At 62.8% G+C, this 25,957-nt stretch carries 21 protein-coding genes; 8 read left to right on the top strand and 13 right to left on the bottom strand.

Translation table 11 applies throughout. From position 1 onward, the window contains the following. Positions 1 to 55: 55 nt before the first annotated feature. The gene (locus NMB38_RS01935) at positions 56 to 1,858 is read left to right on the top strand and encodes an acyl-CoA dehydrogenase (RefSeq protein WP_236166019.1); all 1,803 of its coding nucleotides are present in this window, start codon (positions 56 to 58) and stop codon (positions 1,856 to 1,858) included. Positions 1,859 to 1,876: 18 nt separating this feature from the next. Here NMB38_RS01935 and NMB38_RS01930 read toward each other — a convergent pair whose 3' ends face one another. The 3 genes from NMB38_RS01930 to NMB38_RS01920 are packed head-to-tail and all read right to left on the bottom strand — an operon-like array spanning position 1,877 to position 4,767. Next, positions 1,877 to 2,800 (bottom strand): DMT family transporter, encoded by a 924-nt coding sequence (locus NMB38_RS01930; protein WP_345956518.1) that lies wholly within the window; start codon positions 2,798 to 2,800, stop codon positions 1,877 to 1,879. 2 nt (positions 2,801 to 2,802) lie between these two features. Continuing rightward, positions 2,803 to 3,762: a hypothetical protein gene (locus tag NMB38_RS01925; RefSeq protein WP_027913998.1), complete on the bottom strand. Its 960-nt coding sequence runs from the start codon at positions 3,760 to 3,762 to the stop codon at positions 2,803 to 2,805. A 24-nt stretch (positions 3,763 to 3,786) separates the two neighbouring features. Then, on the bottom strand, positions 3,787 to 4,767 hold the full coding sequence (locus NMB38_RS01920; RefSeq protein WP_490805804.1) for a hypothetical protein: 981 nt from the start codon (positions 4,765 to 4,767) through the stop codon (positions 3,787 to 3,789). 124 nt (positions 4,768 to 4,891) lie between these two features. Here NMB38_RS01920 and NMB38_RS01915 point away from each other — a divergent pair, with 124 nt between their 5' ends. The 7 genes from NMB38_RS01915 to yccS all read left to right on the top strand — a co-directional run bounded on the left by NMB38_RS01915 (position 4,892) and on the right by yccS (position 15,291). Next, entirely contained in the window at positions 4,892 to 5,746 is an 855-nt protein-coding gene (locus NMB38_RS01915; RefSeq protein ID WP_027914000.1) for a LysR family transcriptional regulator, read from the top strand. Between the two features lie 154 nt (positions 5,747 to 5,900). Then, on the top strand, positions 5,901 to 7,343 hold the full coding sequence (locus NMB38_RS01910) for a TldD/PmbA family protein (protein ID WP_028687239.1): 1,443 nt from the start codon (positions 5,901 to 5,903) through the stop codon (positions 7,341 to 7,343). Next, the gene (locus NMB38_RS01905) at positions 7,343 to 8,662 is read left to right on the top strand and encodes a TldD/PmbA family protein (protein WP_049696720.1); all 1,320 of its coding nucleotides are present in this window, start codon (positions 7,343 to 7,345) and stop codon (positions 8,660 to 8,662) included. The genes NMB38_RS01910 and NMB38_RS01905 overlap by 1 nt, the downstream gene beginning before the upstream one ends. A 100-nt stretch (positions 8,663 to 8,762) precedes the next feature. Then, complete coding sequence (mdtD, locus tag NMB38_RS01900; protein WP_023533030.1) at positions 8,763 to 10,190, top strand: multidrug transporter subunit MdtD; 1,428 nt, start codon at positions 8,763 to 8,765, stop codon at positions 10,188 to 10,190. A 112-nt stretch (positions 10,191 to 10,302) separates the two neighbouring features. After that, complete coding sequence (gene dbpA / locus NMB38_RS01895) at positions 10,303 to 11,640, top strand: ATP-dependent RNA helicase DbpA (RefSeq protein ID WP_230396040.1); 1,338 nt, start codon at positions 10,303 to 10,305, stop codon at positions 11,638 to 11,640. Between the two features lie 147 nt (positions 11,641 to 11,787). Then, the gene (locus tag NMB38_RS01890) at positions 11,788 to 12,969 is read left to right on the top strand and encodes a BaiN/RdsA family NAD(P)/FAD-dependent oxidoreductase (protein ID WP_027914004.1); all 1,182 of its coding nucleotides are present in this window, start codon (positions 11,788 to 11,790) and stop codon (positions 12,967 to 12,969) included. A 123-nt stretch (positions 12,970 to 13,092) separates the two neighbouring features. Next, positions 13,093 to 15,291: a YccS family putative transporter gene (gene yccS, locus NMB38_RS01885; protein WP_028687242.1), complete on the top strand. Its 2,199-nt coding sequence runs from the start codon at positions 13,093 to 13,095 to the stop codon at positions 15,289 to 15,291. A gap of 139 nt (positions 15,292 to 15,430) precedes the next feature. Here yccS and NMB38_RS01880 read toward each other — a convergent pair whose 3' ends face one another. From NMB38_RS01880 to tkt, 10 genes are all read right to left on the bottom strand, one after another. Next, positions 15,431 to 16,168 (bottom strand): substrate-binding periplasmic protein, encoded by a 738-nt coding sequence (locus NMB38_RS01880; RefSeq protein WP_027914006.1) that lies wholly within the window; start codon positions 16,166 to 16,168, stop codon positions 15,431 to 15,433. Positions 16,169 to 16,313: 145 nt separating this feature from the next. After that, positions 16,314 to 16,610, bottom strand: coding sequence for a winged helix-turn-helix domain-containing protein (locus NMB38_RS01875; RefSeq protein ID WP_027914007.1), 297 nt, complete (start codon positions 16,608 to 16,610; stop codon positions 16,314 to 16,316). A 12-nt stretch (positions 16,611 to 16,622) separates the two neighbouring features. Further along, positions 16,623 to 17,123 carry a M48 family metallopeptidase gene (locus NMB38_RS01870; protein ID WP_023532914.1) on the bottom strand — a complete coding sequence of 167 codons (501 nt, stop codon included), beginning with the start codon at positions 17,121 to 17,123 and terminating at the stop codon, positions 16,623 to 16,625. A 31-nt stretch (positions 17,124 to 17,154) separates the two neighbouring features. After that, the gene (locus tag NMB38_RS01865; RefSeq protein WP_027914008.1) at positions 17,155 to 19,290 is read right to left on the bottom strand and encodes a putative bifunctional diguanylate cyclase/phosphodiesterase; all 2,136 of its coding nucleotides are present in this window, start codon (positions 19,288 to 19,290) and stop codon (positions 17,155 to 17,157) included. A gap of 232 nt (positions 19,291 to 19,522) precedes the next feature. Then, on the bottom strand, positions 19,523 to 20,587 hold the full coding sequence (fba, locus tag NMB38_RS01860) for a class II fructose-bisphosphate aldolase (RefSeq protein ID WP_023533056.1): 1,065 nt from the start codon (positions 20,585 to 20,587) through the stop codon (positions 19,523 to 19,525). Positions 20,588 to 20,685: 98 nt separating this feature from the next. Then, the gene (locus NMB38_RS01855; protein WP_049696721.1) at positions 20,686 to 21,015 is read right to left on the bottom strand and encodes an MliC family protein; all 330 of its coding nucleotides are present in this window, start codon (positions 21,013 to 21,015) and stop codon (positions 20,686 to 20,688) included. Positions 21,016 to 21,089: 74 nt separating this feature from the next. Then, a complete protein-coding gene (locus tag NMB38_RS01850) occupies positions 21,090 to 21,341 on the bottom strand; it encodes a hypothetical protein (RefSeq protein ID WP_132578007.1) in 252 nt (83 codons plus the stop codon). After that, positions 21,341 to 22,504: a phosphoglycerate kinase gene (locus NMB38_RS01845; RefSeq protein ID WP_027914012.1), complete on the bottom strand. Its 1,164-nt coding sequence runs from the start codon at positions 22,502 to 22,504 to the stop codon at positions 21,341 to 21,343. The genes NMB38_RS01850 and NMB38_RS01845 overlap by 1 nt, the downstream gene beginning before the upstream one ends. A 12-nt stretch (positions 22,505 to 22,516) precedes the next feature. Further along, a complete protein-coding gene (gene epd, locus NMB38_RS01840) occupies positions 22,517 to 23,578 on the bottom strand; it encodes an erythrose-4-phosphate dehydrogenase (RefSeq protein ID WP_027914013.1) in 1,062 nt (353 codons plus the stop codon). A gap of 182 nt (positions 23,579 to 23,760) precedes the next feature. Continuing rightward, positions 23,761 to 25,758, bottom strand: coding sequence for a transketolase (tkt, locus tag NMB38_RS01835; RefSeq protein ID WP_125922198.1), 1,998 nt, complete (start codon positions 25,756 to 25,758; stop codon positions 23,761 to 23,763). Positions 25,759 to 25,957: the final 199 nt, after the last annotated feature.

The raw sequence follows: 25,957 nt of genomic DNA, 5'->3' as shown, positions 1-25,957 counted from the left end.
CCTCGCCATCCAACCCGCTTCTACACTCGCAGCATTGTGCCCCAGGACCGCCGTCATGCCCGAGACCTTGCTTAGCACCCGAAACCTGGCATTCGAACTCTATGAAGTCCTCGACGCCGAAAGCCTCATACAGCGCCCTCGCTTTGCCGAGCACAGCCGTGAAACCTTCGACGCTGCGCTGACCACTGCGCGCACCATCGCCGAAAAATACTTCGCGCCCCACAACCGCAAAGCTGACGAAAACGAGCCGCGCTATGTAGACGGCCGCGCTGAGCTGATCCCAGAGGTCAAGCCTGCCGTCGATGCCTTTCTTGAAGCCGGGTTCCTCAACGCCAACCGCGACTTCGAGGTCGGAGGCATGCAGTTGCCCAGCCTTGTGTCACAAGCCTGCTTTGCGCATTTCCAGGCTGCGAACGCCGGCACCACCGCCTACCCGTTCCTGACCATGGGCGCGGCCAACCTGATCGAGAGCTTCGGAAGCGAAGAACAAAAGCGCCTGTACCTGCAGCCGATGATCGAGGGCCGCTACTTCGGCACCATGGCGCTGACCGAACCCCACGCAGGGTCTTCGCTGGCCGATATCCGCACCCGCGCAGAACCTGCCGGTGACGGCAGCTACCGGCTCAGGGGCAACAAGATTTTTATTTCCGGCGGTGACCATGAGCTGTCGGAAAACATCGTGCACATGGTCCTGGCCAAACTGCCGGACGCCCCACCGGGGGTCAAAGGCATCTCGCTGTTCATCGTGCCCAAGTACCTGGTCGGGCCCGACGGTAGCCGGGGCTCGCGCAACGACGTAGCGCTTGCGGGGCTGTTTCACAAAATGGGCTGGCGCGGCACCACGTCCACTGCGCTGAACTTCGGCGACAACGGCCAGTGCGTGGGCTATCTGATCGGCCAGCCACACCAGGGCCTGGCCTGCATGTTCCAGATGATGAACGAAGCACGCATCGGCGTCGGCATGGGCGCGGTGATGCTCGGTTACGCCGGTTACCTGTACTCGCTGGACTATGCGCGTCAGCGTCCACAGGGCCGATCAGCCGACAACAAGGACCCGCAAAGCCCGGCCATCCCGATCATTGAGCACACCGATGTCAAAAGGATGCTGCTTGCGCAAAAGGCCTATGTGGAAGGCGCTTTCGACCTGGGCTTGTATGCGGCGCGGCTGTTCGACGACACCCACACCGCACCCGATGAAAACACTCGCCAGCAGGCCCAGGCGTTGCTCGACCTGTTGACGCCCATCGTCAAATCCTGGCCCTCGGCGTATTGCCTGAAAGCGAACGAACTGGCCATCCAGATTCTCGGTGGGCACGGCTATACCCGGGAGTACCCGGTCGAGCAGTATTACCGTGACAACCGCCTGAACCCCATCCACGAAGGGACCGAGGGCATCCAATCGCTCGATCTGCTGGGCCGCAAGTTGGCCCAGAACGGGGGGGCCGGGCTCAAACACTTGATGCGCCTGATCGCTGTCACTGGCGAGCGCGCCAGCCATCATCCCGTCCTCGACCCGCTGCGCCATCCCCTGGAGCAGCTGGTCAACCGCTTGCAAGGTGTCACCCTGGCCCTGCTCGGCGACCTGGCCCAAGGCAAGGTTGCCGGCGCCCTGGCCAACTCGACCCTGTACCTCAAGGTCTTCGGCCATTGCGTGATTGGCTGGCGCTGGCTGCAACAGGCGATTCATGCCGAACTCGGTCTGCTTCAGTGCTGCGCCACTGACCGCGACTTCTACCTCGGCAAGCTGCAGGCAGCCCGGTATTTCCTTACCTGCGAAATACCGGGCTGCCATGCAGACCTGGCTTTGCTCGAGGCGCGCGATGACACCAGCTTGAACATGCAACCAGGGTGGTTCTAGAAGGTGGCCCAAACCCGCTCATCGTTGCGGGCACTCCCCTGACGACCGCACACGTCGAGCGGTGGGGGTGATGGCAATGCCTGTGGCGACTATCGCGATACCCAGATAGGTCGTCCAGTGAATGGCATCGCCGAACATCAACGCCGCCCAAATGAGCGTTACAGGGGGTTCCAGGTAAACCAACGCGGACACCCGTGTGGCAGACAGTTTGGTCAAAAGTATCCACAGGCTCAGGTAGGCGATGAAGGTCGAAAACAACGTCAACCACGCCACCGCCACCCAGACCTGAGCGCTGCCGGGCAGCTCAATCAGGCGCAACGGCACTCCCGTGACGCTGAGCAGTACCAGCGTCGCGCTCGATTGCAGGAAGAGCGGCATCAACAAGCCTTCTTTACTGTGATCCGTGCCCATGACCGACTGTCGCCGTTGGTAGACGGTGGCAATTGATAACGTGATCGCGGCAATCAGCGGTAGCGCATACAGCCAGGGTTCGAGCCGGGTGGAAGACAGGCGGTATTCACCAAGAATCACCACACTGACACCGGCAAACCCAAGTACCAGCCCAAGCCACTCCTGCCTGCCGCTTCGCTCCTGCTGATCCGCGCTGCCCATCGCCGCCGTGATCAGGGGCTGCAGCGCGCAAATGATTGCGGCTATCCCCGCCGGCAAGCCACCGCGTATGGCAATGTAGACACTTATCAAGTACGCGAACTGGGCCAGAAATCCGATGACCGCGTTGTAGCGAACTTGCGCCCAGGACAGGTTGCGTAATCGATGCCATACAAACGGCAACAGACAGCAACTGACCAACAGGAAGCGCCAGAACAGCAAGTTCACCGCGCCTGCATCCTGCGTGCCGAGCCGTGCGCCAATGAAACCGGAACTCCAGGACAGGACAAAGACAACTTGCAAGACCAGCATGTAGAGCGCACTCGAAGGCATGGTCACGCCCCTGTCTGACGTAATTCTTCGAAGGTGATGGGTTCGATACCCAGCCTGGCGTAGTGACGGGCTGCCGATCGATGGAGCGCCCATCGCAAGGCTAACCAATTGGGGAGTGTTCGAGGGATGCCGTCATCCGACGCCAAGTGCCAGAAGCGGTTGGAATCGTCGTTGAAGTAAGGGCAATGAAAGGACAACACGAGCGACATTCGTCGCCCACTGAGTACCGGTCGCACACCGTGGAACAACCGACTGCCGAAGATGAACAGCGCATCGCCCGATGCGTTCAGATGCGCCGTTTCGAAGGTCCGGTAGTCCAAGGCGTCGAACGTATCGACTGTGCCATTGTGATACAGGAATTCGCCGCCGGTATAACTGGCCGGTCCCGTTAACACGATGTTCAACACATAGTTCGTGCCGTCGGTGTGCCACATGCCCCTTTGCTGCTGTTGCTCGGGCGGTTTCGGGTAGTAATAGTTGACCTGCGAGCGGGCATTGAGCATCGGATAAGGCACCAGTGGCACGCCCGCGATGCGCGAGACAGCCAACAGAAATGCACGGCTGCTCATCATGTCGTTGATAAACGGCGAGCGTGCCGTCACCCCCCGCGTGCGCCGGGAAATGATCCAGTCACTGTCACCTGCCACGTGCTCCAGGCGTGCGCAGATGTCTTGCAAAATGGTGACGCACTCAGGTGTGAACAGCCGATGAACCGCCGCAACCCCTGTGATCGTATCAACGGCCAAGCTCGCATGTGGGCTCTGGCTGTATCCCAGTTCGCCCAGCGTACGGATGTCTGCAATAGCAGGCCCCACTGGCTGCAGCAGATCGTCCCGCCAGCAAGCGTGACCGTCAGAACAGGCCGTTGATGGCCGAGGCGCGCCCTTGAAGGTCGACTTGAGCGCCAGCTTGATTCGGCCCAGGCCGCGTTCGAACAAGGGCAAGGTATTCGAATGGCTCATGACGTCTATCTCCGTTTGATCACGCTATTGGAGGTATTCAGCGATCTGATAGCGCACCGAACCATCACCGCTGGCAAATTCATCGACCACCCTGCAGTTGCAATGCCGAGCCCGGGTGCGGCGAAACTGCTCCGGGGTGAATTTCAGACAGATGTTGGTCAACAGAAACCCCTCTGTTTGCCCGTGTAGGACAGGCTGCAAGGTGACTGCCACATAAACGGTTTCGTCGAGTATGCGCAGGGGCACCAGCAAGGCTTCATGCTCAGCCATGGGGCAGAAACCTTGTTGCAGGGCAACCAAACGGGAGAACTGAACCATATTGGCATTGGCGTAGAAACCGAGAATGGTTTGCTCCAGGCCAGGCTCGTATACCTGCATTTCAGAAAGAACGTAGGTCCCTTTGCAGGCCAATGTACGAATCAGTCTGCCCGTACTGACCGGCCATTCATTGCCTTCCTGGAAGCCCAGCAAGGTAATCAGTGTGATGTCCTCATCAGGATGCAACGCTTCGCGGGTCACGGTGCGATAGTCGGCAGCGATATAGTTGAAGCTGCCCTGGGCGCTCAGGATCGGACACAGGGCATCCCTCATGGCCGGTTCGGAAGTCTGATTGATGTCGATGGCGGTGTAGCGAACGGCCGTACAGGTGTCAGCCATATGCTTGAGCAAACAAGCACTCTTGACCGGTTCCGGCCCTAGTTCAACGTAATGAGCACTGCGGTCGCGGCCTAGAGCAGCCAGTCGTTGTGCTACATCACCAATAACGCTGCGCAGTGGTCCCCTGCCTTGCGCATCGGCGCACAAGCCAGGTTCATTCAAGCCCTGCTCGTTGAGGGCGCGCATGAGCAAAAATATCTCGTGGTTGAAGCGGTAGGTGTCTTGAGTGCCCTGTTCAGGCGGCGCGAGGGTTGAGTATTTCTCGTGGTTTTCGACGGACCATAACCGTGCCCGTTGATAGGAAGGGGTATGCACAAGAGCGTCTACAACAAAGTCGTTCAGGCTCATCCGTATCATTCCTTTGCATTTCGGCAGTGGCGCACGCTTTGACCTCACGTTAAGAGGGGCTATAAAGCCTGTACAGTTGATTAAATCGAAGTGCTGATTCGATCCAGCCAAATCAGGTGGTTTCATGGGCAAAGGTCTAGATATCAATGTGTTGAGAACTTTCCAGGCCGTGGCTCGACTCGGTCGTTTCAACGCAGCGGCAGACTATGTCCATCGCAGCCCTTCAGCGGTGACCACGCAGATACAAAAGCTCGAAGAGCAGGTTGGCCAACAGCTGTTTGCGCGTAGCAACCAGGCGGTGGCGCTCACGCCCGCAGGCCGGCATCTGCTGGGCGAGGCGACACGCTTTCTGATCGCCCACGACAAGCTGCTGGCGACGCTGTCTCCCCGGCAGCTGACCGGCAAAGTCCGTCTAGGAGTACCGGACGGCTATGCCGCCACGCTCATGAGTGAGTGTCTGCCGGTGTTCGTTGCCAGTAATCCGAAGATGGAGCTGGAAGCTGTGGCGTGCTCCAGCGCGCAGTTGCTGGACTTGTTTGCCAGGCAGCAGCTGGACCTGGCCGTGGCGGTCAGCAGCGAGCAGATCCAGCAGGGTGACTGGCTGCGCTCCACAGGACCCCGTTGGGCTGCCGCGAAGGGCTTCATCCGCGATGACAGCCGCCCGCTACCCCTGGCATTGCAATTAAAGGGCTGTCCATACCGGGAGGCAGCGCTCCAGGCATTGAAAGCCAAAGGCATCGCGTACCGTATCCTGCTGGAAAGTGCCAACTGGCATGCGGTACTGGCCTGCGTCAAAAGTGGCCTGGCAGTTGGCATCATCGAGGCGCTCGAAGCCGACGACGCGCTCGTCTTTTTGCAAGACCAGGATCTGCCGGCGCTTCCCCCGCACGGCATCTACCTGTTGACGGACACCGCGCACCCTGTGGCAGTGCACTTGCACGCACTGCTCAAGGCTGCCATACAAAAAGAAGCCGACTAGGGGTTCGCAGCAACGCAAACGACCGTTAATGCCTGACCAGCACATCAGCAGGCTGCCATAATGACCCGGCATTGCCCGAGCCCGTAGCGCGGCCCGCCTTGGCATTGCCCAGCGCGTGGTTCCAGGGGGCCACCGTGTATCCGGAGGCTTGTCCATGTTCGATTCCAGCACCCTGCTGCGCCAGCGCTTCGCCGCCCTGCGCAGCACGGCCGATCTGTTTTCCTTGCGCCATGTCAGACAGTCGCACCAGGCCTTGTCCGTGCGCCGTAACGTTGCCGAACCGCCTGCCTTGAGCCAGGACGAGGGCGCCATGCTGACCGTGCGCATCAACGGGGTGGAGGCCTACGCTGCCACGGCCGATCTGTCCCAAAGCGGCCTTCAGCGCGCATTGGAGCAGGCTGAAAACCTCGCTCGACAGATTGCCCGCTACAGCCTGCTGGACCTGCGCGATCAGCCTGTGCCCACCGGGCGTCACGATTACCTCTCGCCTCATTTCGACCAGCCCATGCCGGGCCTTGCCGACTGCCTTGGCCTGCTCGCCGAAGAATCGGCCAGCGTGCCGTCGGACTCACGCCTGGTGGACTGGCAGGCGAGCCTTGGCATGAGCCTGGTGGAGCAGACGTACCTGAACTCGGCCGGTGCCGAACTGCGCCAGGCCCAGCGCTTTCTGTTCCCTGGCCTGGCGGTGACGGCCAGCGATGGCCAGGACAGCCAGAGCCGCAGCCTGGGCAGGGAGAACTTCGGTCAGCAGGGTGGCTTCGAAATCATCGAGCGCTGCGGCCTGAGGGGCGCTGCCCGGCAGGTTGCCGACCAGGCCCTGCAATTGCTGCAGGCGCCGAACACGCCCAGCGGCGTGCGCGACCTGTTGTTGATGCCTGACCAGATGATGCTGCAGATCCACGAGTCCATCGGCCACCCCTTGGAGATGGATCGCATCCTGGGCGACGAGCGCAACTACGCCGGGACCAGCTTCGTCAAAGCCGCCGACTTTGGCCGGTTGCAATATGGTTCCTCCCTGCTGAACGTAACCTTCGACCCGACCTTGAGCGAAGAGCTGGCCAGCTACAGCCACGACGACGATGGCACGCCGGCCAGCAAGCAATTTCTCATTCAGAACGGCGTGCTGCTGCGCCCGCTGGGCGGTGCCCTTTCCCAGTTCCGCTCTGGTCTGGGCGGCGTGGCCAACAGCCGCGCCTGCGGCTGGAACCGGGCGCCGATCGACCGCATGGCCAACCTGAACATCGAGCCGGGTGATCAGTCCCTGGATCAACTGATCGCAGGAATCGAGCATGGCATCCTGATGCGCACCAACCGGTCCTGGTCCATCGACGATGCGCGCAACAAGTTCCAGTTCGGCTGCGAATGGGGCCAACTGATCGAACATGGCGAACTCAAGGGCATCGTGAAGAACCCCAACTACCGCGGCATCTCCGCACGGTTCTGGCGCAACCTGGCCGCCGTCGGCGACCGCAGCACCTTCCAGGTCCTGGGTACCCCAAATTGCGGCAAGGGCGAGCCCAACCAGGTGATCCGGGTCGGCCACGCCTCGCCGGCTTGCGTGTTCAGCGCCATCGACGTGTTTGGAGGAGATGCATGATGAAACAGGCCTTCCAATCCCTCATCGACACCCTGGGCTCTGCCCTTCAGGCAGGCGAACACTACACCCTGGGGTTGAGCGCCGAGCAGTCGCAGTTCGTGCGCTTGAACCACGCCAAGGTCCGTCAGGCGGGCGAGGTAAGCCAGGCCAGTGCTCACCTGCGTCTGATCCACGCCGGTCGTCAGGCCGAGCAACAGCTGACCCTTAGCGGTGATAGGCACCTGGACCGTCAGCGCTTGCTCGACGCCCTGTCGCAACTGCGCCAGATCCTGCCACTGCTGGCAGCAGACCCGTACCTGAGCCTGGATGACAGTGCCTGGCGCAGTGACAGCCAACAGACGCAGGCCCTGCCCGACCTGAATGAGGTGCTGGCCCTGCTGGAACAGGAAGCCGGTGACCTAGACCTGGTCGGCATTTATGCCGCAGGCCCGATCTGGCGCGGTTTCGCCAGCTCATTCGGCGCCTTTGGCTGGCACCAGGCCAATAGCTTCAACATCGACTGGAGCCTGTTCCACGAGAGCGGCCAGGCGGTCAAGGCCAACTATGCCGGGCAGGTATGGCGCGCCGACGACTTTACCGCTCGCCTGCGCCAGGCTCGGGCGCAGTTGGGCCACTTGGGGCGTGCGCCGGTGGTACTCCAACCCGGCAGCTACCGCGCCTACCTGGCGCCTGCGGCCATGGACGAAATCGCCGGCATGCTGTGCTGGGGCGGTTTCTCGGCGCAGGCCCTGGCGACCGGCAGCAGTGCCTTGCAGCGTTTGTACAGCGGTGATGCCACACTCAGCCCACTGATCAGCTTCACCGAGCAGGTCAGCGGCTCATTGAGCCCGGCGTTCTCCGACGAAGGTTCACCGCGCCTGGACGTGGCGCTGATCGAGCAGGGCAAACCAGCACAACGCCTGGCCTGCGCGCGCAGCGCAGCCGAATTCGGGGTGTTGGCCAATGGTGCCGACAGCTACGAGTCGCCCTGCGCACTCAGCCTCGCACCCGGCCAATTACCCCGGGAACAGGTCCTGGCGCGGCTAGGCACCGGCCTTTACATCAGTAACCTCTGGTACTTGAACTACTCCGACCTGCCCGCAGCGCGCATGACCGGCCTGACCCGCTTCGCCACGTTCTGGGTGCAGGACGGGCAGATCCAGGGGCCGGTCAACACGATGCGCTTCGATGACAGCCTGTACAACCTGCTGGGCGACCAACTGGAGGCGCTGACGTGCGAGCGGGAGCTGATCCTCTCCACCAGTACCTATGGGCAACGCAGTACCGGATCGAGTCATTTGCCGGGCGCGCTGGTCAAAGCGCTGACGCTGACATTGTGATTGGAATTTGCCGGCCCCTTCATGGCGGTCGCCACGCCTGCCTTGCCCCGTAGGCGCGGCGTTCGCCGTGAAGAGGCCAGTACAGACAGACGAGGACGTCATGCCCGAACGCACCCCGCTCGACCCCATCACCGCCCGCTGGCTGCCATGGGTGGTGGCGATCGCCTTCTTCATGCAGTCGCTGGACGGCACCATTCTCAACACCGCCCTGCCCGCCATGGCCCGCTCCCTGGCCGAAGACCCCCTGCGCATGCAGGGTGTGATCATTTCGTACATGCTCACCGTGGCCTTGCTGATCCCCGCCTCGGGCTGGATCGCCGACCGCTTCGGCACCAAGCGCATCTTTTTCAGTGCCATCTTGCTGTTCAGTTTCGGTTCGTTGCTGTGCGCGGTGGCCAACAGCTTGGGCTTTTTGATCTTCGCGCGGATCGTGCAGGGGCTCGGCGGGGCGCTGATGCTGCCAGTCGGCCGGCTGGTGGTGCTGCGTGCCTACCCTCGCACCGAACTGGTGCGCATCATGAGTTTCATCACCATCCCCGGTCTGCTCGGGCCATTGCTGGGCCCGACGGTAGGTGGCTGGCTGGTGGAGATCCTGAGCTGGCACTGGATCTTCTTGCTCAACTTGCCGGTCGGCCTGCTGGGCTGCTACGCCGTCTGGAAGTTCATACCCGACCTGCGCGGCGCCGAGCGCACTACGTTCGACGGGCCGGGCTTTTTGCTGTTCGGCGCCGCGATGGTGCTGATCACTATCGCCATGGAAGGCCTGGGCGAGCTGCACCTGCCGCACTTGCGCGTCATGTTGCTGCTGTTCGCCGGCATGGCCTGCCTGGCGGCCTACTGGCTGCGGGCCGGGCGCGACCCGGAGCCGTTGTTCTCTCCCAGCCTGTTCCGGGTACGTACCTTCGCCATCGGTATCTTGGGCAACCTGTTCGCCCGCCTGGGCAGCGGGGCACTGCCGTTCCTGGTACCGCTGCTGCTGCAGGTAGCGCTTGGCTATTCACCGGCACAGGCGGGCATGAGCATGATCCCCTTGGCGGCGGCGGCCATGGTCGCCAAGTCCGTGGCCAGGCCGCTGATCGAACGCCTTGGTTATCGCATCATCCTGACCGGCAATACGGTGCTGCTGGGCGTACTGCTGGCCGGCCTGGGCCTGGTGGACGAGCAGACCCCGTACTGGCTGCTGCTGGTGCAACTTGGCCTGCTGGGCGCCGTGAATTCCCTGCAGTTCACTGCCATGAACACGGTGACGCTGATCGACCTGGACGATGCCAGCGCCAGTAGCGGCAACAGCTTGTTGTCGGTGGTCGCCCAGCTGTCGCTGAGCCTGGGGGTGGCCTGTGCCGGTGCGCTGCTGGGCGGTTTCACGGCAGCAGGCAGCGCCGAAGGCGTGGAAACCACCCTGGGTGCGTTCCAGCTGACGTTCTTCACCATTGGCATCATGGCCATGCTGGCGGCGGCCATCTTCCTGCAACTGGCGCCGACGGACGGAAGGCGTGCCCGTCGTCCGGAAGAGCACGTGGAGTCTTAGGGCGAATGGCGTCGGGGCTGGTAGACTGTGCAGCATTTTTCGCTTCGCACCGTAGGCCCGCCTCGTGACCACCGATTCCACCGCCTTTGCCACCTTGCCGTTGTCCGCCGCCATGCTGGCCAACCTGGACGCCCTCGGCTACACCTCGATGACGCCGATCCAGGCCCAGAGCCTGCCGGTCATTCTCAAGGGCCAGGACCTGATCGCCCAGGCCAAGACCGGGAGCGGCAAGACCGCCGCCTTTGGTATCGGCTTGCTCAACCCGATCAACCCTCGGTACTTCGGCTGCCAGGCGCTGGTGCTGTGCCCCACGCGCGAGCTCGCCGACCAGGTGGCCAAGGAACTGCGTCGCCTGGCCCGTGCCGAAGACAACATCAAGATCCTGACGCTGTGTGGCGGCGTGTCGCTGGGCCCTCAGATCGCCTCCCTGGAGCACGGTGCGCACATCATCGTCGGCACCCCGGGCCGCATCCAGCAGCACCTGGACAAGGGCACGCTGGTTTTGGGCGGCCTGAACACGCTGATCCTCGACGAAGCCGACCGCATGCTCGACATGGGTTTCTTCGATGCCATCGCCAGCATCATCGCCAAGACCCCAGCGCGCCGCCAGACCTTGCTGTTCTCCGCCACCTACCCCTCCAGCATCAAGCAGCTGGCGGCCGATTTCATGCGCGACCCGCAGCAGGTCAGGGTCGAGAGCCTGCATACCGACAACCAGATCGAGCAGCGCTTCATCGAAATCGCCCCCGAGCAGCGCCTTGAGGCGGTGACCCGTGTGCTGGCCCATTATCGTCCCCAGTCCTGCGTGGCGTTCTGCTTCACCAAGCAGCAGTGCGAGGACGTGGTGGCCCACCTCACGGCCAAGGGCATCGTGGCCCAGGCGCTGCACGGTGACCTGGAGCAGCGTGACCGCGACCAGGTGCTGACCATGTTCGCCAACCGCAGCAGCTCGGTGCTGGTGGCCACCGATGTGGCCGCCCGTGGCCTGGACATCGACGGCCTGGACATGGTCATCAACGTGGAACTGGCGCGTGATGCCGAAATCCACGTGCACCGGGTGGGCCGCACGGGCCGCGCTGGCGAGAAGGGTATCGCAGTCAGCCTGGTCGCGCCTGCCGAAGGCCATCGCGCCCAGGCCATCGAAGCCTTGCAGAAGAGCCCGCTGCGCTGGGACCTGTTGGACAGCCTCAAGAACAAAGGCGGCGAGCCACTGCTGCCGGTCATGAGCACACTGTGCATCGCAGCCGGGCGCAAGGACAAGCTGCGCCCGGGCGATATCCTCGGTGCGCTGACCGGTGATGCCGGCATCCCCGGCAAGCAGGTGGGCAAGATCGCGATCTTTGATTTCCAGGCATTTGTGGCAGTTGAGCGGGCACTGGCCAAGCAGGCCATGCAGCGCTTGAATAGCGGCAAGATCAAGGGCCGCTCCCTGAAAGTCCGCATCGTCTGACATTTATTTCGGGCCGCGTTGCAGCCTGTCGCAAACAAGCCAGCCCCCACAGGGTCATCACAGGCCTCAAGCCGGTGCCGTCCCTGTGGGGGCTGGCTTGCCTGCGATGGGCTGCAACACGGCCGCGGCTATTGATGAGGTAACACCGTGCACTCCACCGACGTGATCATCTTGGGCGCAGGCGCTGCCGGCCTGATGTGTGCCCAGCTCAGCGCCCGCCGGGGCCGCCGGGTCCTGCTGCTCGACCACGCCAACAAGCCAGGCAAGAAGATCCTGATGTCCGGCGGCGGGCGCTGCAATTTCACCAACCTGTACACCGAGCCGAGCAATTTCCTCTCGCACAACGCGCACTTCTGCAAGTCGGCCCTGGCGCGTTACACCCAGTGGGACTTCATCGAGCTGGTGTGCAAGCATGGCGTGCCCTACCACGAGAAAAAGCTGGGCCAGCTGTTCTGCGACAACAAGGCCAGTGACATCCTTGACATGCTCCTGGCCGAGTGCGACGAAGCCGGCGCCGAAATCCGCATGCACACCAGCATCGAGCAGATCGACAAGACCGACAGCGGCTACCTGCTGCGCACCAGCGCTGGCCCATTCGCTTGCCAGTCGTTGGTGATCGCGACGGGCGGCCTGTCCATCCCGACGTTGGGTGCGACCGGTTTCGGCTACCAGGTGGCCCGACAGTTTGGCCATACCTTGCTGCCAACCCGCGCGGGCCTGGTGCCGTTCACCATCACCGAGCCCCAGCTCAAGGCCATGTGCACCGAACTGTCCGGCACCTCGCTGGACTGCACCGCCAGTTGCAACGGCACCAGCTTCCGTGAAAATCTGCTGTTCACCCACCGGGGCCTGAGCGGCCCGGCGATCTTGCAGGTTTCTTCATTCTGGGAAGCTGGCGATACGCTTGAGATCAACCTGTTGCCTGACCGCGATGCGCTGGACTGGTTGCACACCCAGCAAACCGAGCGCGGCAATGCTGAACTCAAGACCGTACTGGGCGAGGTGTTCACGCGCAAGCTGGCCACTTTGCTGGCCGAGCAGTGGTTCGAATCCAAGCCGATGAAGCAGTACACACCGGCCGAACTGGCCCTGATCGCCGACAAGCTGGCACGCTGGCAACTGGTGCCTGCCGGCACCGAAGGCTACCGCACCGCCGAAGTGACCCTGGGCGGCGTGGACACCCGTGAGGTCTCGTCCAAGACGATGGAGTCGCTCAAGAGCCCTGGGCTTTACTTCATCGGTGAAGTGCTGGACGTGACGGGGCACCTTGGTGGCTTCAACTTCCAGTGGGCCTGGGCATCGGCCAACGCCGCGGCGCAGTTCGTCTAGGGTAGAATCCAACGCGCAGCACGGAACGCTTCTTGCTGGCACGTGCTCAATAGCGGGTGGCGGGGCATCTGGCTGCCCGCTCATCGCTACGGTATTTCTACGATCACTGCCCGGCAGGCCATCATGTCATCGAGCTCGTTACGTCATTCATTGCGTCGCCTGTGGGGCCAGGACAAGTTCAGCTACAGCATCCGGGTGACCATTGCCCTTACCGGCAGCCTTGCCCTGTGCTGGCACCAGAACGAAATGGCCCTGTTGATCCCGCTGTTTCTGGGCATCATCGCCAGTGCCCTGGCTGAAACCGATGACAGCTGGCAAGGCCGCCTCAGCGCCCTGGCGGTCACCCTGGTGTGTTTTGCCATCGCGGCGCTCGCGGTCGAACTGCTGTTCCCCTACCCCCTGATCTTCGTCTGCGCCTTGGCCCTGGCAGCGTTTGCCTTGACCATGCTGGGCGCTTTGGGCGAGCGCTACGGCGCCATCGCATCGGCAACGCTGATCACAGCGGTGTACACGATGATCGGTGTGGACCAGCGCGGCGGGCAGGTGACGGACTTCTGGCACGAACCCATGCTGCTGGTGGCGGGTGCGGCCTGGTATGGGCTGCTCTCGGTGCTGTGGCAGGCATTGTTTTCCAACCAGCCGGTGCAGCAAAGCCTGGCGAAACTGTTCTTCGAACTGGGCAGCTACCTCAAGCTCAAGGCCAGCCTGTTCGAGCCTGTCCGCACCCTGGACGTCGAGGCACGTCGGCTTGAACTGGCCCAGCAAAATGGCAAGGTGGTGGCGGCCCTCAATGCGGCGAAGGAAATCATCCTGCACCGGGTGGGCAACAGCCAACCCAACTCCAAGGTCAGCCGCTACCTGAAACTCTACTTCCTGGCCCAGGATATCCATGAGCGGGTCAGCGCCTCCCACTACCCCTACAATGCACTGGCCGAAGCCTTCTTCCACAGCGATGTGATGTTCCGGTGCCAGCGCCTGCTGCGCAAGCAAGGCGCCTCGTGCCAGGAGCTGGCACGCTCGATTCGGCTGCGACAACCTTTCGTGCTGGCCAGCGGCTTTACCGAGGCACTCGAAGACCTCAACGCTTCGCTCGAACACCTGCGCGGCCAGAACAACCCGGCCTGGCGCGGGCTGCTGCGCTCATTGCGTGCACTGGCGGCCAACCTGGCCACGCTCGATCGCCTGCTCGGTGCTGCAAGCAATCCCGACAGCCTGGCCGATGCCAGCGACAGCAGCCTGCTGGACCGCTCGCCGCGCTCGCTCAGGGACATGGGCAAGCGCCTGCGCACGCAATTGACGCCCACCTCGCTGCTGTTCCGCCATGCTCTGCGCCTGCCGCTGGCCCTGTCCATCGGTTACGGCATGGTGCACCTGATCCACCCAACCCAGGGCTACTGGATCATCCTCACCACCCTGTTCGTGTGCCAACCCAACTACGGGGCGACCCGGCGTAAACTGGTGCAGCGCATCATCGGCACCGCCGTAGGCCTGACCGTTGGCTGGGCGCTGTTCGACCTGTTCCCCAACCCGGTCATCCAGTCGCTGTTCGCGGTCGTGGCGGGGGTGGTGTTCTTCGTCAACCGGACCACGCGCTACACCCTGGCCACGGCCGCGATCACACTGATGGTGCTGTTCTGTTTCAACCAGATCGGCGATGGCTACGGGCTGTTCCTGCCAAGGCTGTTCGATACCCTGATCGGGAGCCTGATCGCCATCCTTGCCGTGTTCCTGTTCCTGCCCGACTGGCAAGGCCGCCGCTTGAACAAGGCGCTGGCCAACACACTGATCTGCGCCAGCGAATACCTGCGCCAGATCATGCAGCAATATGCCTACGGCAAGCGCGACGACCTGGCCTATCGCCTGGCGCGGCGCAATGCCCACAATGCCGATGCAGCGCTGTCGACGACCCTGGCCAACATGCTCATGGAGCCTGGCCACTTTCGCAAGGAGGCCGATGTGGGCTTCCGCTTCCTGGTGCTGTCGCACACCCTGCTCAGCTACCTGTCGGGACTGGGCGCCCACCGCGACACGGCCCTGCCGGCCGAGGCACGGGAGCACTTGATCGAGGGTGCGGGCAGCCGCCTGGCGAACAGCCTTGAGGAGATAGCCAATGGCCTGGCGGCGCGTTCACCGGTAGCGATTCACAGTGATGCCGAAGAAGCGCTCGCCACCGCTCTTGAACAGATGCCCGAGGAGGTGGATGAACATCAGCGCCTGGTACAGACGCAACTGGCATTGATCTGCCGCCAGTTGGCCCCTTTGCGCACGTTGGCGGCGCATTTGATCAAGAAGGATGCTTCGGCAGGTGACGCCTCGCGTTAGGTCTGGCGCGAGGGTATATAGCCTGTTTTGCCTACGAAGACGGGCAAATCTCCAGGCGCTGCGGACCGGCCATGATCAGCTGCGAAGCTCAAATCCGAAGCCACTGCCAAGCCGGCGCCTGGGAACGCCACCCGCTCGCCTAGAACCCATACTGATGCAGTAACCGGTCATAACTGCCATCGGCCTTCATGGCGGCGATGGCCGCATCGAAGCGCGCGACGATCGACTGGTGGTCCGGATGCTTCAGGCTGACCAGGATGTGCAGCGGGTTCTCGCCCAGTACAGGCTCCATCAGCTCTACCTTGTCACGCACATTGTCCGGCTCGCGCTGCAGGTGATAGCGGGCCACGTACTCGTCCTCCACGGCCAAGCTTACACGCCCCGCCGCCAGCATGCGCACGGCGGACGAAAAGGTACTGACCGCAACCTTGTGCAAGCGGGTATTGCCGTCGAACGCGCTCGAGTAGGCGTAATCACGCACCACGGCGATGCTGTAGGGGTACAGGTCCGAGAGGTGCTCGTAATGCAGGCCCGCGTCCTTGCGCTGCAGCAGGCGGATGCGGTTGCTCAGGTAGGCGCTGGAAAACTGCCCGATGCGTGCGCGCGCGTCGTTGTGCCAGGCGTTGATCAGTATGTCGTAACGGCCGTCACCGACGCCTGCCAGGGCCCGCGCCCAGGGTGCCTCCTCGAAGCTGCTGCTGTAGCCCGCCCGCGTCAGCGCCGTGGTCACGATGCTGATGGCCAAACCGCCGCCAGGCATGCTGGCGTCAGTGAAGGGCGGCCAATGGTCCGATACCAGCCGCAGCTTGGCGGCGGCTGCGGCCGGGGGCACCATGACAGTGGCCAGTAACCCGAGAACACAAAGCATCAACCGCATGCCCAAGCCCTTGTGCGGTGAAGAAACGTACACTGCGAATGAGCTTACACAAAGGCTCTGGCCGGGGCAGCGGCCAATAGTGTCATCTAGCCTCTATTCTGGCCGAACCTGCGATTTTTATTGCAGCGGCCTTAGCGGGTACAGGTCAGGGATAACCCAGTACCTGGCGTACCTGATTCAGGTGAAGCTCGATCCACTGCCGGTCGATGGCCCCCCAGTCCTGTATACGGTAGTGACCTGCGTGATTGCGCGCGCCTTCCTGCTGCTCGAAGGTGCAGACGATGTCCAGATCGGCCAGCGCCGCAAGGGTGTCCTGGGCCGTGCGCCGGGGCATGCCCGTAGCCTGCATCAGCGCAGGCACGCTGGTAGCGGTCTGGCTGTCGATCAGCCAGGCGACGTAAAGACGGCGGTAGAAACTGCTTTTTGTCTTGCTCACTTCCATGCTGCGGGGTCCTCAAGCGTTGCCCGGCAATTCCCGATAGGTCAGGTAGACGCGCAGGTCGAATTCCAGTTGATGGTAGTCCGGCTCCATGTGCTGACAGAGCTGGTAGAACGCCTTGTTGTGGTCACGCTCGCGCAAATGCGCCAACTCGTGCACCACGATCATGCGTAGAAATTGCGGCGCGGCCTCCTTGAACAGCGAGGCGATGCGGATCTCCTTCTTGGCCTTGAGTTTGCCGCCCTGCACGCGAGAGACAGCAGTGTTCAGGCCCAGCGCCCGGTGGGTCAGGTCCAGGCGGTTGTCGAACAGCACCTTGTCCAGCGGCGGTGCACTGCGCAGAAAACGCTGGCGCAGTTCCTGGGCGTAGCCGTACAGGGCCTTGTCGCTTTGTACCTCGTGGCGCTCTGGATAGCGCTTGTGCAGGTACTCGCCAAGGCGGTCGCTGTCGATCATCTGCCGCACTTGCTGTTGCAGGTGCGGTGGGTAGGCTTGCAGGTAGCGTAGGACGGTCATGGCAGTACGGTCGGCGTAACGAGCGCCAATTCTAACCCGCCAGCGGATCAGGCCAGGGGAAAATTGCCGGGAAGTTGCCGGCATCGGCAGCTGTCATGGGGTGCGCTACCAGAAAGCCCTGAACGTATTCGCAGCCTGCGGCTTTAAGCCATTGAGCCTGAGCCTGGGTTTCAACGCCCTCGGCAATCACGGTGATCCCGTAATCGGCACACAGCCCGATGACGCTGCGTGCCAGCGCCGCATCGGTCGACGCGTCCGGCAAGCGCGCCACCAGGTGGCGATCGAGTTTCAGGGTGTCGATGGGCAAATCGCGCAGCATGCGCAGCGAACAGTCACCGGCGCCGAAATCGTCCAACGCCACCCGCACACCCAGCGCACGCAACCGGTCGACCTGCTTGACCGCCGCATCGATGTTGTACATGAGCGAGGTTTCGGCCACTTCCACTTCCAGGTGCGCCGGCTGCAGGCCATAGCGCTGGATGACCCGTTGCAGCTCCTCGACCAGGCTTGGCGAGACGAACTGGGCCCGGCTCAGGCTGATGCCCAACACGATGTCGGTCGCAAAGCGTTGATACCAGGCCTGGCGCTGGGCAGCACTCTGACCGTAGATCCAGCCGGCCAGGCGGTTGATCAGCCGCGCCTCCTCAAGCAGGGGGATGAACAGGCCTGGCGGCACATCGCCAACGCTGGGGTGCTGCCAACGCAGCAGGGCTTCGAAGCCGCGCAGGCGACCATCGGCGAAGGCCACTTGCGGCTGGTACACCAGGGTGAAATCCTGCTGCTCGATGGCTGTACGCACGCCGTCTTCGAGCATCAGGCGGGAGCGGGCGCGGCCATTGAGCTCCTGGTCGTAGAAGCGATACTGCTGGCGCCCTGCCTGCTTGGCAGCGTACATGGCCGCATCGGCTGCGCGCAGCAAGCCTTCTACGTTGCCACCGCAGTCAGGGTACGTGGCGATACCGATGCTCACGCCCAGGCACACGTCCAGCCCATCGATCTGATGGCTGATGGCAATGCGCTCGAGCAGCCGCTCGGCGTAGCGCCCGGCTTGCTCGGCATAGGGCAAGCCGTCGAACAGCGCGGTGAATTCGTCCCCGCCCATGCGTGCCAACAGCGCTTCACTGCCCAGGCAATCCTTGAGTTGCTCGGCCACCCAGCGCAGGACCCGGTCACCGGCATCATGACCAAGGGAGTCGTTGATACGCTTGAAGCCATCGAGGTCCATGTACATCAAGGCCTGCGCCCGGTCCGAACGCTCATTGCGCAGCAACGCCCCTTCGGCCGCCTGGTAGAACCCACGGCGATTGAGCAGACCGGTGAGCGGGTCGGTAATGGCTTGGTATTCGAGCTGTTGGTGCAGGTTGTGCACCGCCGACATGTCCAGCACGGTTACCACCATCGCCTGTTGCTCGGCAGGCAGGGGCGCACATGACAGGGCCACCGGCAGCAGCTCGCCGCTCGGGCGACGCAACTGGGCGTCATGCATGCGGTGGATGCGCCTGGCCAGATAGCTTTGGTGGAACGTCGAATCCTGCCACGTACTCGGCGTGCTCAGCTGCAACAGCCCCAGCAGATCGACGTTCTGCAACTGTTCGATAGGCGTTGCCAGCAGGGAGCAAATAGCCGGGTTGGCGAAGCGGATGATGCCCCCGGCATCCACCACCAGAATACCCTCGGCCGCATTGTCCAGAATCGATGCATTGAAGGCGCGGGCCTCGTCGAGTTCACGGGTCAGCGCCTGCAGGCGCCGCCGATTGCGCTGCTGGTCGAGCAGGGCCTGCACCTTGGGCTTGAGAATCCGCGGGTCGAACGGCTTGAACATGTAGTCCACGGCGCCGTTGGCGTAGCCTTTCAACACGGCGGCCTGGGACTGCTCGTTGGCTGTCAGGAAGATGATGGGCGTGAGTTGGGTTCGCTGGCTGCCGCGCATCAGGCGAGCGACTTCGAAGCCGTCCATCTCAGGCATGTGCACATCCAGTAAAACCAGGTCGACATCGTTTTCCAGCAATGCGCTCAGGGCTTCTCGGCCCGAACTTGCCGTCAGCACCAGCCAATCCTGGCGCGACAACAAGGCTTGCATACTGATGAGGTTCTCTGGGTAATCGTCGACTACCAGAAGCACCGAGCTGCCATCCTGTGGCATGAGTTGAAGGTGAGCGCCATCCATGCTGCATCTCTGTTATATGACCGACTACAAACTGGCCGTTGGATCCAGTTTTACCCCAGGCATGAGCTGATAGCACGCATCACAAGCCAAAAACCATCAGCCACTGACTGAAGGTAGCCGACCGATCGCGGTTTCGCTGACATTCTGTGACATGCAATGGCAGAACGCTTTCGCAGCCACCGCCAGAAACGAAAAACCCGCATCGCTGCGGGTTTTCCGGGGGCCGGTTTGCTTAATTGACTTTTGCGGCCAGCTCGCCTTTGGCGTAGCGCTGGAACATGCCTTCCAGGGAGATCGGCTTGATCTTCGAGGCATGGCCGGCAGTGCCGAATGCTTCGTAACGGGCGATGCACACGTCGCGCATGGCTTTTACGGTTTCAGCGAAGAACTTGCGCGGGTCGAACTCGCTCGGGTTCATGGCCATGTGACGACGGATGGCACCGGTGGACGCCAGACGCAGGTCGGTGTCGATGTTGACCTTGCGCACGCCGTACTTGATGCCTTCGACGATTTCCTCGACCGGCACACCGTAGGTTTCCTTGATGTCGCCGCCGTACTGGTTGATGATCGCCAGCCACTCCTGCGGTACCGAGGAGGAGCCGTGCATCACCAGGTGGGTGTCGGGAATGCGTTTGTGGATTTCCTTGATGCGGTCGATGGCCAGCACGTCACCGGTAGGCGGCTTGGTGAACTTGTAAGCACCGTGGCTGGTGCCGATGGCGATGGCCAGGGCATCGACCTGGGTCTTCTTGACGAAGTCGGCAGCTTCTTCAGGGTCGGTCAGCATCTGGCTGTGGTCGAGCACGCCTTCGGCACCGATACCGTCTTCCTCACCGGCCATGCCGGTTTCCAGCGAGCCCAGGCAGCCCAGTTCGCCTTCTACCGACACACCACAGGCATGGGCCATGGCAACGGTCTGCTGGGTGACGCGCACGTTGTATTCGTAATCGGTCGGGGTCTTGCCGTCTTCGCCGAGCGAGCCGTCCATCATGACCGAGCTGAAGCCCAGCTGGATGGAGCGCTGGCAGACATCCGGGCTGGTGCCGTGGTCCTGGTGCATGCACACCGGGATGTGCGGGAATTCTTCGATGGCCGCCAGGATCAGGTGACGCAGGAACGGCGCACCTGCGTACTTGCGCGCACCGGCCGAGGCCTGGACGATCACAGGGGAGTCGGTCTTGTCAGCCGCTTCCATGATGGCGCGCATCTGCTCAAGGTTGTTGACGTTGAAAGCCGGTACGCCATAACCGAACTCGGCGGCGTGGTCCAGCATCTGGCGCATGCTAATGAGTGCCATTGTGTATCTCTCTCCCGACAAGCGTCGTTGTTTCGTGCAAGCCTGCCGCAGGGGCAGTTGCTGTTCAAGTAGTGTGGGCCACCTAGCGGCCCGGCCAGTCACGGTGCCTTGCAGCCCCGCCCTATCAGATCGTTGGTCGCCACCCAGTACACCAGGCCTTCTTCGCCCTTGGTGTGAAACGCCAGCATGCCGTCGCTGTACAGCGCGCCGGAGGCGCCGGGCTCGGCCTTGAGCCGGTACACCTGGTCGCCGCCGCCAAGGCGTACGTCAACCTGGTCACGCTGGGGGTCGGCAAACCGCCACAGCACTTCGGCCTGGGTATCGCAGACCCACCGGGTCCAGTTGTCCGCCGGCGCGGTCTGCGCCGGTTGCAGCATTGAACATCCTGCCAGTGTCGCCAGGGCCATTACGGCCAAGAGCGCTTTCATTCAGTTACCTCGATGGGCAGCACACGGCCCTTCTCCAAGACCACAAACCGGCCTGCAGGTTGCCAGCGGCCCGATCAAGGGCAGCCGGGCGCCTTGCGCTGGTGCTCTTCGTCGTACTTTTCCAGCCCTTCCGGGCCTACGCGCTTGCTGATCACTGGCACGGTTTCGGCTTGCCATTCGGACTGATAGCAACCGCCCTTGGGCGGTTGCGCCGGGTCGTCCTGAGCATCCGGGCTGCCGGCGCAGGCGCTCAGCAGCCCGACCAGCAGCAACACAGGCAACTGCTTGGCCTTCAGGCCACTCCTTTTGCCAGGCGCCGTGTTCATCAGGCTTTGGCCCGCTCTTCGAGCATGGCCACCGCTGGCAGAACCTTGCCTTCGACGAACTCGAGGAAGGCGCCGCCACCGGTAGAAATGTAGGAGATATCCTGGCTGACGCCATATTTGTCGATGGCTGCCAGGGTATCACCGCCACCGGCGATGGAGAACGCGGCGCTGTCGGCGATTGCCTTGGCCAGCACCTGGGTGCCATTGCCGAACTGATCGAACTCGAATACACCAACCGGGCCATTCCACAGGATGGTCTTGGAGGACTTGAGCAAGTCGGCGAACTGGGCGGCGGTCTGCGGACCGATGTCCAGGATCATGTCGTCGGCCGCAACATCGGCAATGGCCTTGACGGTCGCTTCGGCGTCTTCGGCGAAGGCCTTGGCAACCACCACATCGACAGGCAGCGGCACGCTGACCTTGGCGGCAATGGCCTTGGCCGTTTCGACCAGATCGGGCTCGTACAGCGACTTACCGACCGGGTGCCCGGCAGCCGCTAGGAAGGTGTTGGCGATACCGCCACCGACGATCAGCTGATCGCATACCGAGCTCAGGCTGTTGAGCACGTCCAGCTTGGTGGACACCTTGGAGCCGGCGACGATGGCGGCCATTGGCTTGGCCGGAGCCTTCAGCGCCTTGCCCAGGGCATCCAGCTCAGCTGCCAGCAACGGGCCAGCCGCCGCGACCTTGGCGAACTTGGCAACGCCGTGGGTGGAACCCTCGGCGCGGTGAGCCGTGCCGAAGGCGTCCATCACGAACACATCGCACAGCGCCGCGTACTGCTGGGCCAGCTCATCGGCGTTCTTCTTCTCGCCCTTGTTGAAGCGCACGTTCTCGAACAGCACCAGCTCGCCTGCCTTGACCTCGACGCCACCCAGGTAGTCACCCACCAGCGGCACGTCGCGGCCCAGCGCCTTGCTCAGGTACTTGGCAACCGGTTCAAGGCTGTTCTCGGCAGAGAATTCACCTTCAGTGGGGCGGCCCAGGTGCGAGCAGACCATCACCGCCGCACCCTTCTCAAGGGCCAGCTTGATGGTCGGCAGCGCTGCCTGGATGCGCGCATCGCTGGTCACCACACCGTCCTTGACAGGCACGTTCAGGTCTTCGCGAATCAGTACGCGCTTACCTTGCAGGTCCAGGTCGGTCATCTTCAACACGGTCATGAATGCGGTCCTTCAGGGCTGTTTGTTGCGGGTTGGGTGGACGACGTGCAGAAAATGTCCGGCAACGTCGAGCATACGGTTTGCAAACCCCCATTCGTTGTCGAACCAGGCCAGCAGGTTGACCAGGCGCGGGCCTGATACACGGGTCTGGCTGGCATCGACGATGGCCGAATGCGGGTCGTGGTTGAAATCACAACTGGCGTGGGGCAGCTCGGTGTAGGCCAGCAGCCCCTTGAGCGGCCCGGTCAGCGCCGCCTCGCGCAGTACCCTGTTGACCTCGGCTGCGGTGGTGTCGCGAGCGGTCTGCAAGGTGATGTCCAGGCACGAGACGTTGACCGTCGGCACGCGTACCGCTTTGGCCTGGATTCGCCCGGCAAGTTCCGGGAGCAGACGCTCGATGCCGCGCGCAAGGCCGGTGGACACCGGAATCACCGACTGGAACGCCGAACGGGTACGGCGCAGGTCTTCATGGTGATAGGCGTCGATCACTGGCTGGTCGTTCATGGCCGAGTGAATGGTGGTGATCTGTACATAGTCGATGCCAAATGCCTGATCCAGCACCCGCAGCAGCGGTACACCGCAGTTGGTGGTGCACGAAGCATTGGAGACCAGCCGCTCAGTGCCGGTCAGGCAGTGCTGGTTGATGCCGTACACCACCGTGGCATCGACGTCAGCCTCGCTGGCCATGGGCTGGGAGAACAACACCCTTGGCGCACCGGCCTCGAGAAAGCGCTGGCCATCGGCACGGGTGTTGTAGGCGCCGGAACACTCCAGGACCAGGTCCACGTCCAGGGCCGCCCAGTCGATGCCTTCGGGCGTGGCGCTGCGCATCACCTTCACGCAATCGCCATTGATGTGCAGGCAATCGCCATCGACCTTGACCTCGCCGGGAAAGCGCCCATGGGTGGAGTCGAAGCGGGTGAGGTATTCCAGGCTGGCCTGGTCGGCCAAGTCGTTGAGTGCGACGATCTCGAAATCGGCCCTGCTGCCCCGCTCGAACAGCGCGCGCAGAACACAGCGGCCGATACGGCCATAACCGTTGAGTGCAACTTTATAGGGACGCAAGTGGGACATTCGTTGACTCGCTAAGCGTGATGGCTTCGAGGCCGCATGGCGGCCTATCGCGGCACAAGGCCGCTTCCACAGGTACTACGCCGTGGCTGGCGACAGTACCTGTGGAAGCGGCCTCATGGCGCGATGGAGGGCGACGCCCTCCCCTCGCACGACCAGGAGGGCATCCTGCCCTCCCTGATACATCAGTCTTCCAGCAGCTCTTCGGCGGTACCGAGGATGTTCTCCAGGGTGAAGCCGAATTCTTCGAACAGTGCCGAGGCCGGCGCCGACTCACCGTAGGTGGTCATGCCGATGACGCGGCCTTCGAGGCCGACGTACTTGTACCAGAAGTCGGCATGTGCGGCTTCGATGGCGATACGGGCACTGACTTCCAGTGGCAGCACCGACTGCTTGTAGGCAGCATCCTGGGCATCGAACACGCTGGTCGACGGCATGGACACCACGCGTACATTGCGGCCTTGCTCGGTCAGCTTGTCGTAGGCCTGAACGGCCAGGCCCACTTCGGAGCCGGTGGCGATCAGGATCAGCTCAGGCTCGCCAGCGCAATCCTTGAGCACGTAGCCGCCACGGCTGATGGCAGCGAGTTGCTGCGCATCGCGGGCCTGGTGCTGCAGGTTCTGGCGCGAGAAGATCAGCGCCGATGGACCATCCTTGCGCTCCAGAGCGTTCTTCCAGGCCACGGCCGACTCAACGGCATCCGCCGGGCGCCAGGTGTCCAGGTTCGGCGTGGTGCGCAGGCTGGTCAGCTGCTCGATCGGCTGGTGGGTCGGGCCGTCTTCGCCCAGGCCAATGGAGTCGTGGGTGTAGACATGGATCACGCGCTGCTTCATCAGCGCCGACATGCGCACGGCGTTGCGGGCGTATTCCATGAACATCAGGAACGTCGCGCCGTAAGGCACCAGGCCGCCGTGCAGGGCCACGCCGTTCATGATGGCGGTCATGCCGAATTCACGCACGCCGTAGAACACGTAGTTGCCGCTGGCATCGCCAGCTTCCACGCCCTTGCAGCCCTTCCACAGGGTCAGGTTGGAACCGGCCAGGTCCGCCGAACCGCCGAGGAACTCGGGCAACATCGGGCCATAGGCGTTCAGGGCATTCTGGCTGGCCTTGCGGCTGGCGATGGTTTCGCCCTTGGCCGCCACTTCCTCGATGTAGGCCTGGGCCTTTTCGCTGAAATCGGCAGGCAGGTCACCGGCCATGCGGCGCTTGAACTCTGCGGCCAGCTCCGGGTGCGCCAGAGCGTAGGCGTCGAAACGCTGGTTCCACTCGGCTTCGGCCTTGGCACCGGCTTGCTTGGCGTCCCACTCGGCATAGATGTCGGCGGGGATTTCGAACGGACCGTGGTTCCAGCCCAGTGCCTGACGGGTAAGGGCAATTTCGTCGTTGCCCAGCGGCGCGCCGTGGGACTCTTCCTTGCCCTGCTTGTTCGGCGAGCCGAAACCGATGGTGGTCTTGCAGCAGATCAGGGTCGGACGGTCGCTCTTGCGGGCGGTCTCGATGGCCGTCTTGATCTCTTCGGCGTCGTGGCCGTTGACGTTGCGGATCACCTGCCAGTTGTAGGCTTCGAAGCGCGCCGGGGTGTTGTCGGTGAACCAGCCATGCACTTCACCGTCGATGGAAATGCCGTTGTCGTCGTAGAAGGCAACCAGCTTGTTCAGCCCCAAGGTACCGGCCAGCGAGGCCACTTCGTGAGAAATGCCTTCCATCATGCAGCCATCGCCCAGGAACACATAGGTGTTGTGGTCGACGATGGTGTGGCCGTCACGGTTGAACTGGGCCGCCATGACTTTTTCGGCCAGGGCGAAGCCCACGGCGTTGGCGATGCCTTGGCCGAGCGGGCCGGTGGTGGTCTCGACGCCAGGGGTGTAACCGTGCTCCGGGTGGCCAGGGGTACGGCTGTGCAGTTGACGGAAGCCCTTGAGGTCGTCGATCGACAGGTCGTAGCCGGTCAGGTGAAGCAGCGAATAGATAAGCATCGAACCGTGGCCGTTGGACAGCACGAAGCGGTCGCGATCGGGAAATGCCGGGTTGCTCGGGTTGTGCTTGAGGTAGTCGCGCCAAAGAACCTCGGCGATATCCGCCATGCCCATGGGGGCACCGGGGTGGCCGCTGTTGGCCTTTTGCACGGCATCCATGCTAAGGGCACGAATGGCGTTGGCACGTTCACGACGGCTGGGCATCGCTGATCTCCTGGGGGCTTGAATAGGTGGTGATACGAAAAAGGCGTCCATTTTCGCCCACTGGGGCGCTTGGGGCAAACATTTAAGCAGCAGGCGGCGTGCATTGGTCCGATCATCGACCGCAATGGCAACACAAGGGTAATGGCTAATGGGCAACGGACCTGCAATATCAAAACTTTTTGATATAGGCCTTGCTAGG

Source organism: Pseudomonas sp. FBCC-B35, from assembly GCF_059133755.1.
This window is presented reverse-complemented; position numbering and strand designations above follow the sequence as displayed.

Coding starts and splice junctions, on each gene's coding strand:
- NMB38_RS01920 (WP_490805804.1), bottom strand. CDS start 4,767: ATGAGCCTGAACGACTTTGTTGTAGACGCTCTTGTGCATACCCCTTCC.
- NMB38_RS01875 (WP_027914007.1), bottom strand. CDS start 16,610: ATGGAAGTGAGCAAGACAAAAAGCAGTTTCTACCGCCGTCTTTACGTC.
- NMB38_RS01855 (WP_049696721.1), bottom strand. CDS start 21,015: ATGAAAGCGCTCTTGGCCGTAATGGCCCTGGCGACACTGGCAGGATGT.
- NMB38_RS01845 (WP_027914012.1), bottom strand. CDS start 22,504: ATGACCGTGTTGAAGATGACCGACCTGGACCTGCAAGGTAAGCGCGTA.
- epd (WP_027914013.1), bottom strand. CDS start 23,578: ATGTCCCACTTGCGTCCCTATAAAGTTGCACTCAACGGTTATGGCCGT.
- NMB38_RS01910 (WP_028687239.1), top strand. CDS start 5,901: ATGTTCGATTCCAGCACCCTGCTGCGCCAGCGCTTCGCCGCCCTGCGC.
- NMB38_RS01935 (WP_236166019.1), top strand. CDS start 56: ATGCCCGAGACCTTGCTTAGCACCCGAAACCTGGCATTCGAACTCTAT.
- NMB38_RS01870 (WP_023532914.1), bottom strand. CDS start 17,123: ATGACCGTCCTACGCTACCTGCAAGCCTACCCACCGCACCTGCAACAG.
- yccS (WP_028687242.1), top strand. CDS start 13,093: ATGTCATCGAGCTCGTTACGTCATTCATTGCGTCGCCTGTGGGGCCAG.
- NMB38_RS01850 (WP_132578007.1), bottom strand. CDS start 21,341: ATGAACACGGCGCCTGGCAAAAGGAGTGGCCTGAAGGCCAAGCAGTTG.
- NMB38_RS01930 (WP_345956518.1), bottom strand. CDS start 2,800: ATGCCTTCGAGTGCGCTCTACATGCTGGTCTTGCAAGTTGTCTTTGTC.
- NMB38_RS01925 (WP_027913998.1), bottom strand. CDS start 3,762: ATGAGCCATTCGAATACCTTGCCCTTGTTCGAACGCGGCCTGGGCCGA.
- dbpA (WP_230396040.1), top strand. CDS start 10,303: ATGCTGGCCAACCTGGACGCCCTCGGCTACACCTCGATGACGCCGATC.
- NMB38_RS01905 (WP_049696720.1), top strand. CDS start 7,343: ATGAAACAGGCCTTCCAATCCCTCATCGACACCCTGGGCTCTGCCCTT.
- tkt (WP_125922198.1), bottom strand. CDS start 25,758: ATGCCCAGCCGTCGTGAACGTGCCAACGCCATTCGTGCCCTTAGCATG.
- NMB38_RS01880 (WP_027914006.1), bottom strand. CDS start 16,168: ATGCGGTTGATGCTTTGTGTTCTCGGGTTACTGGCCACTGTCATGGTG.
- fba (WP_023533056.1), bottom strand. CDS start 20,587: ATGGCACTCATTAGCATGCGCCAGATGCTGGACCACGCCGCCGAGTTC.
- NMB38_RS01915 (WP_027914000.1), top strand. CDS start 4,892: ATGGGCAAAGGTCTAGATATCAATGTGTTGAGAACTTTCCAGGCCGTG.
- NMB38_RS01865 (WP_027914008.1), bottom strand. CDS start 19,290: ATGGATGGCGCTCACCTTCAACTCATGCCACAGGATGGCAGCTCGGTG.
- mdtD (WP_023533030.1), top strand. CDS start 8,763: ATGCCCGAACGCACCCCGCTCGACCCCATCACCGCCCGCTGGCTGCCA.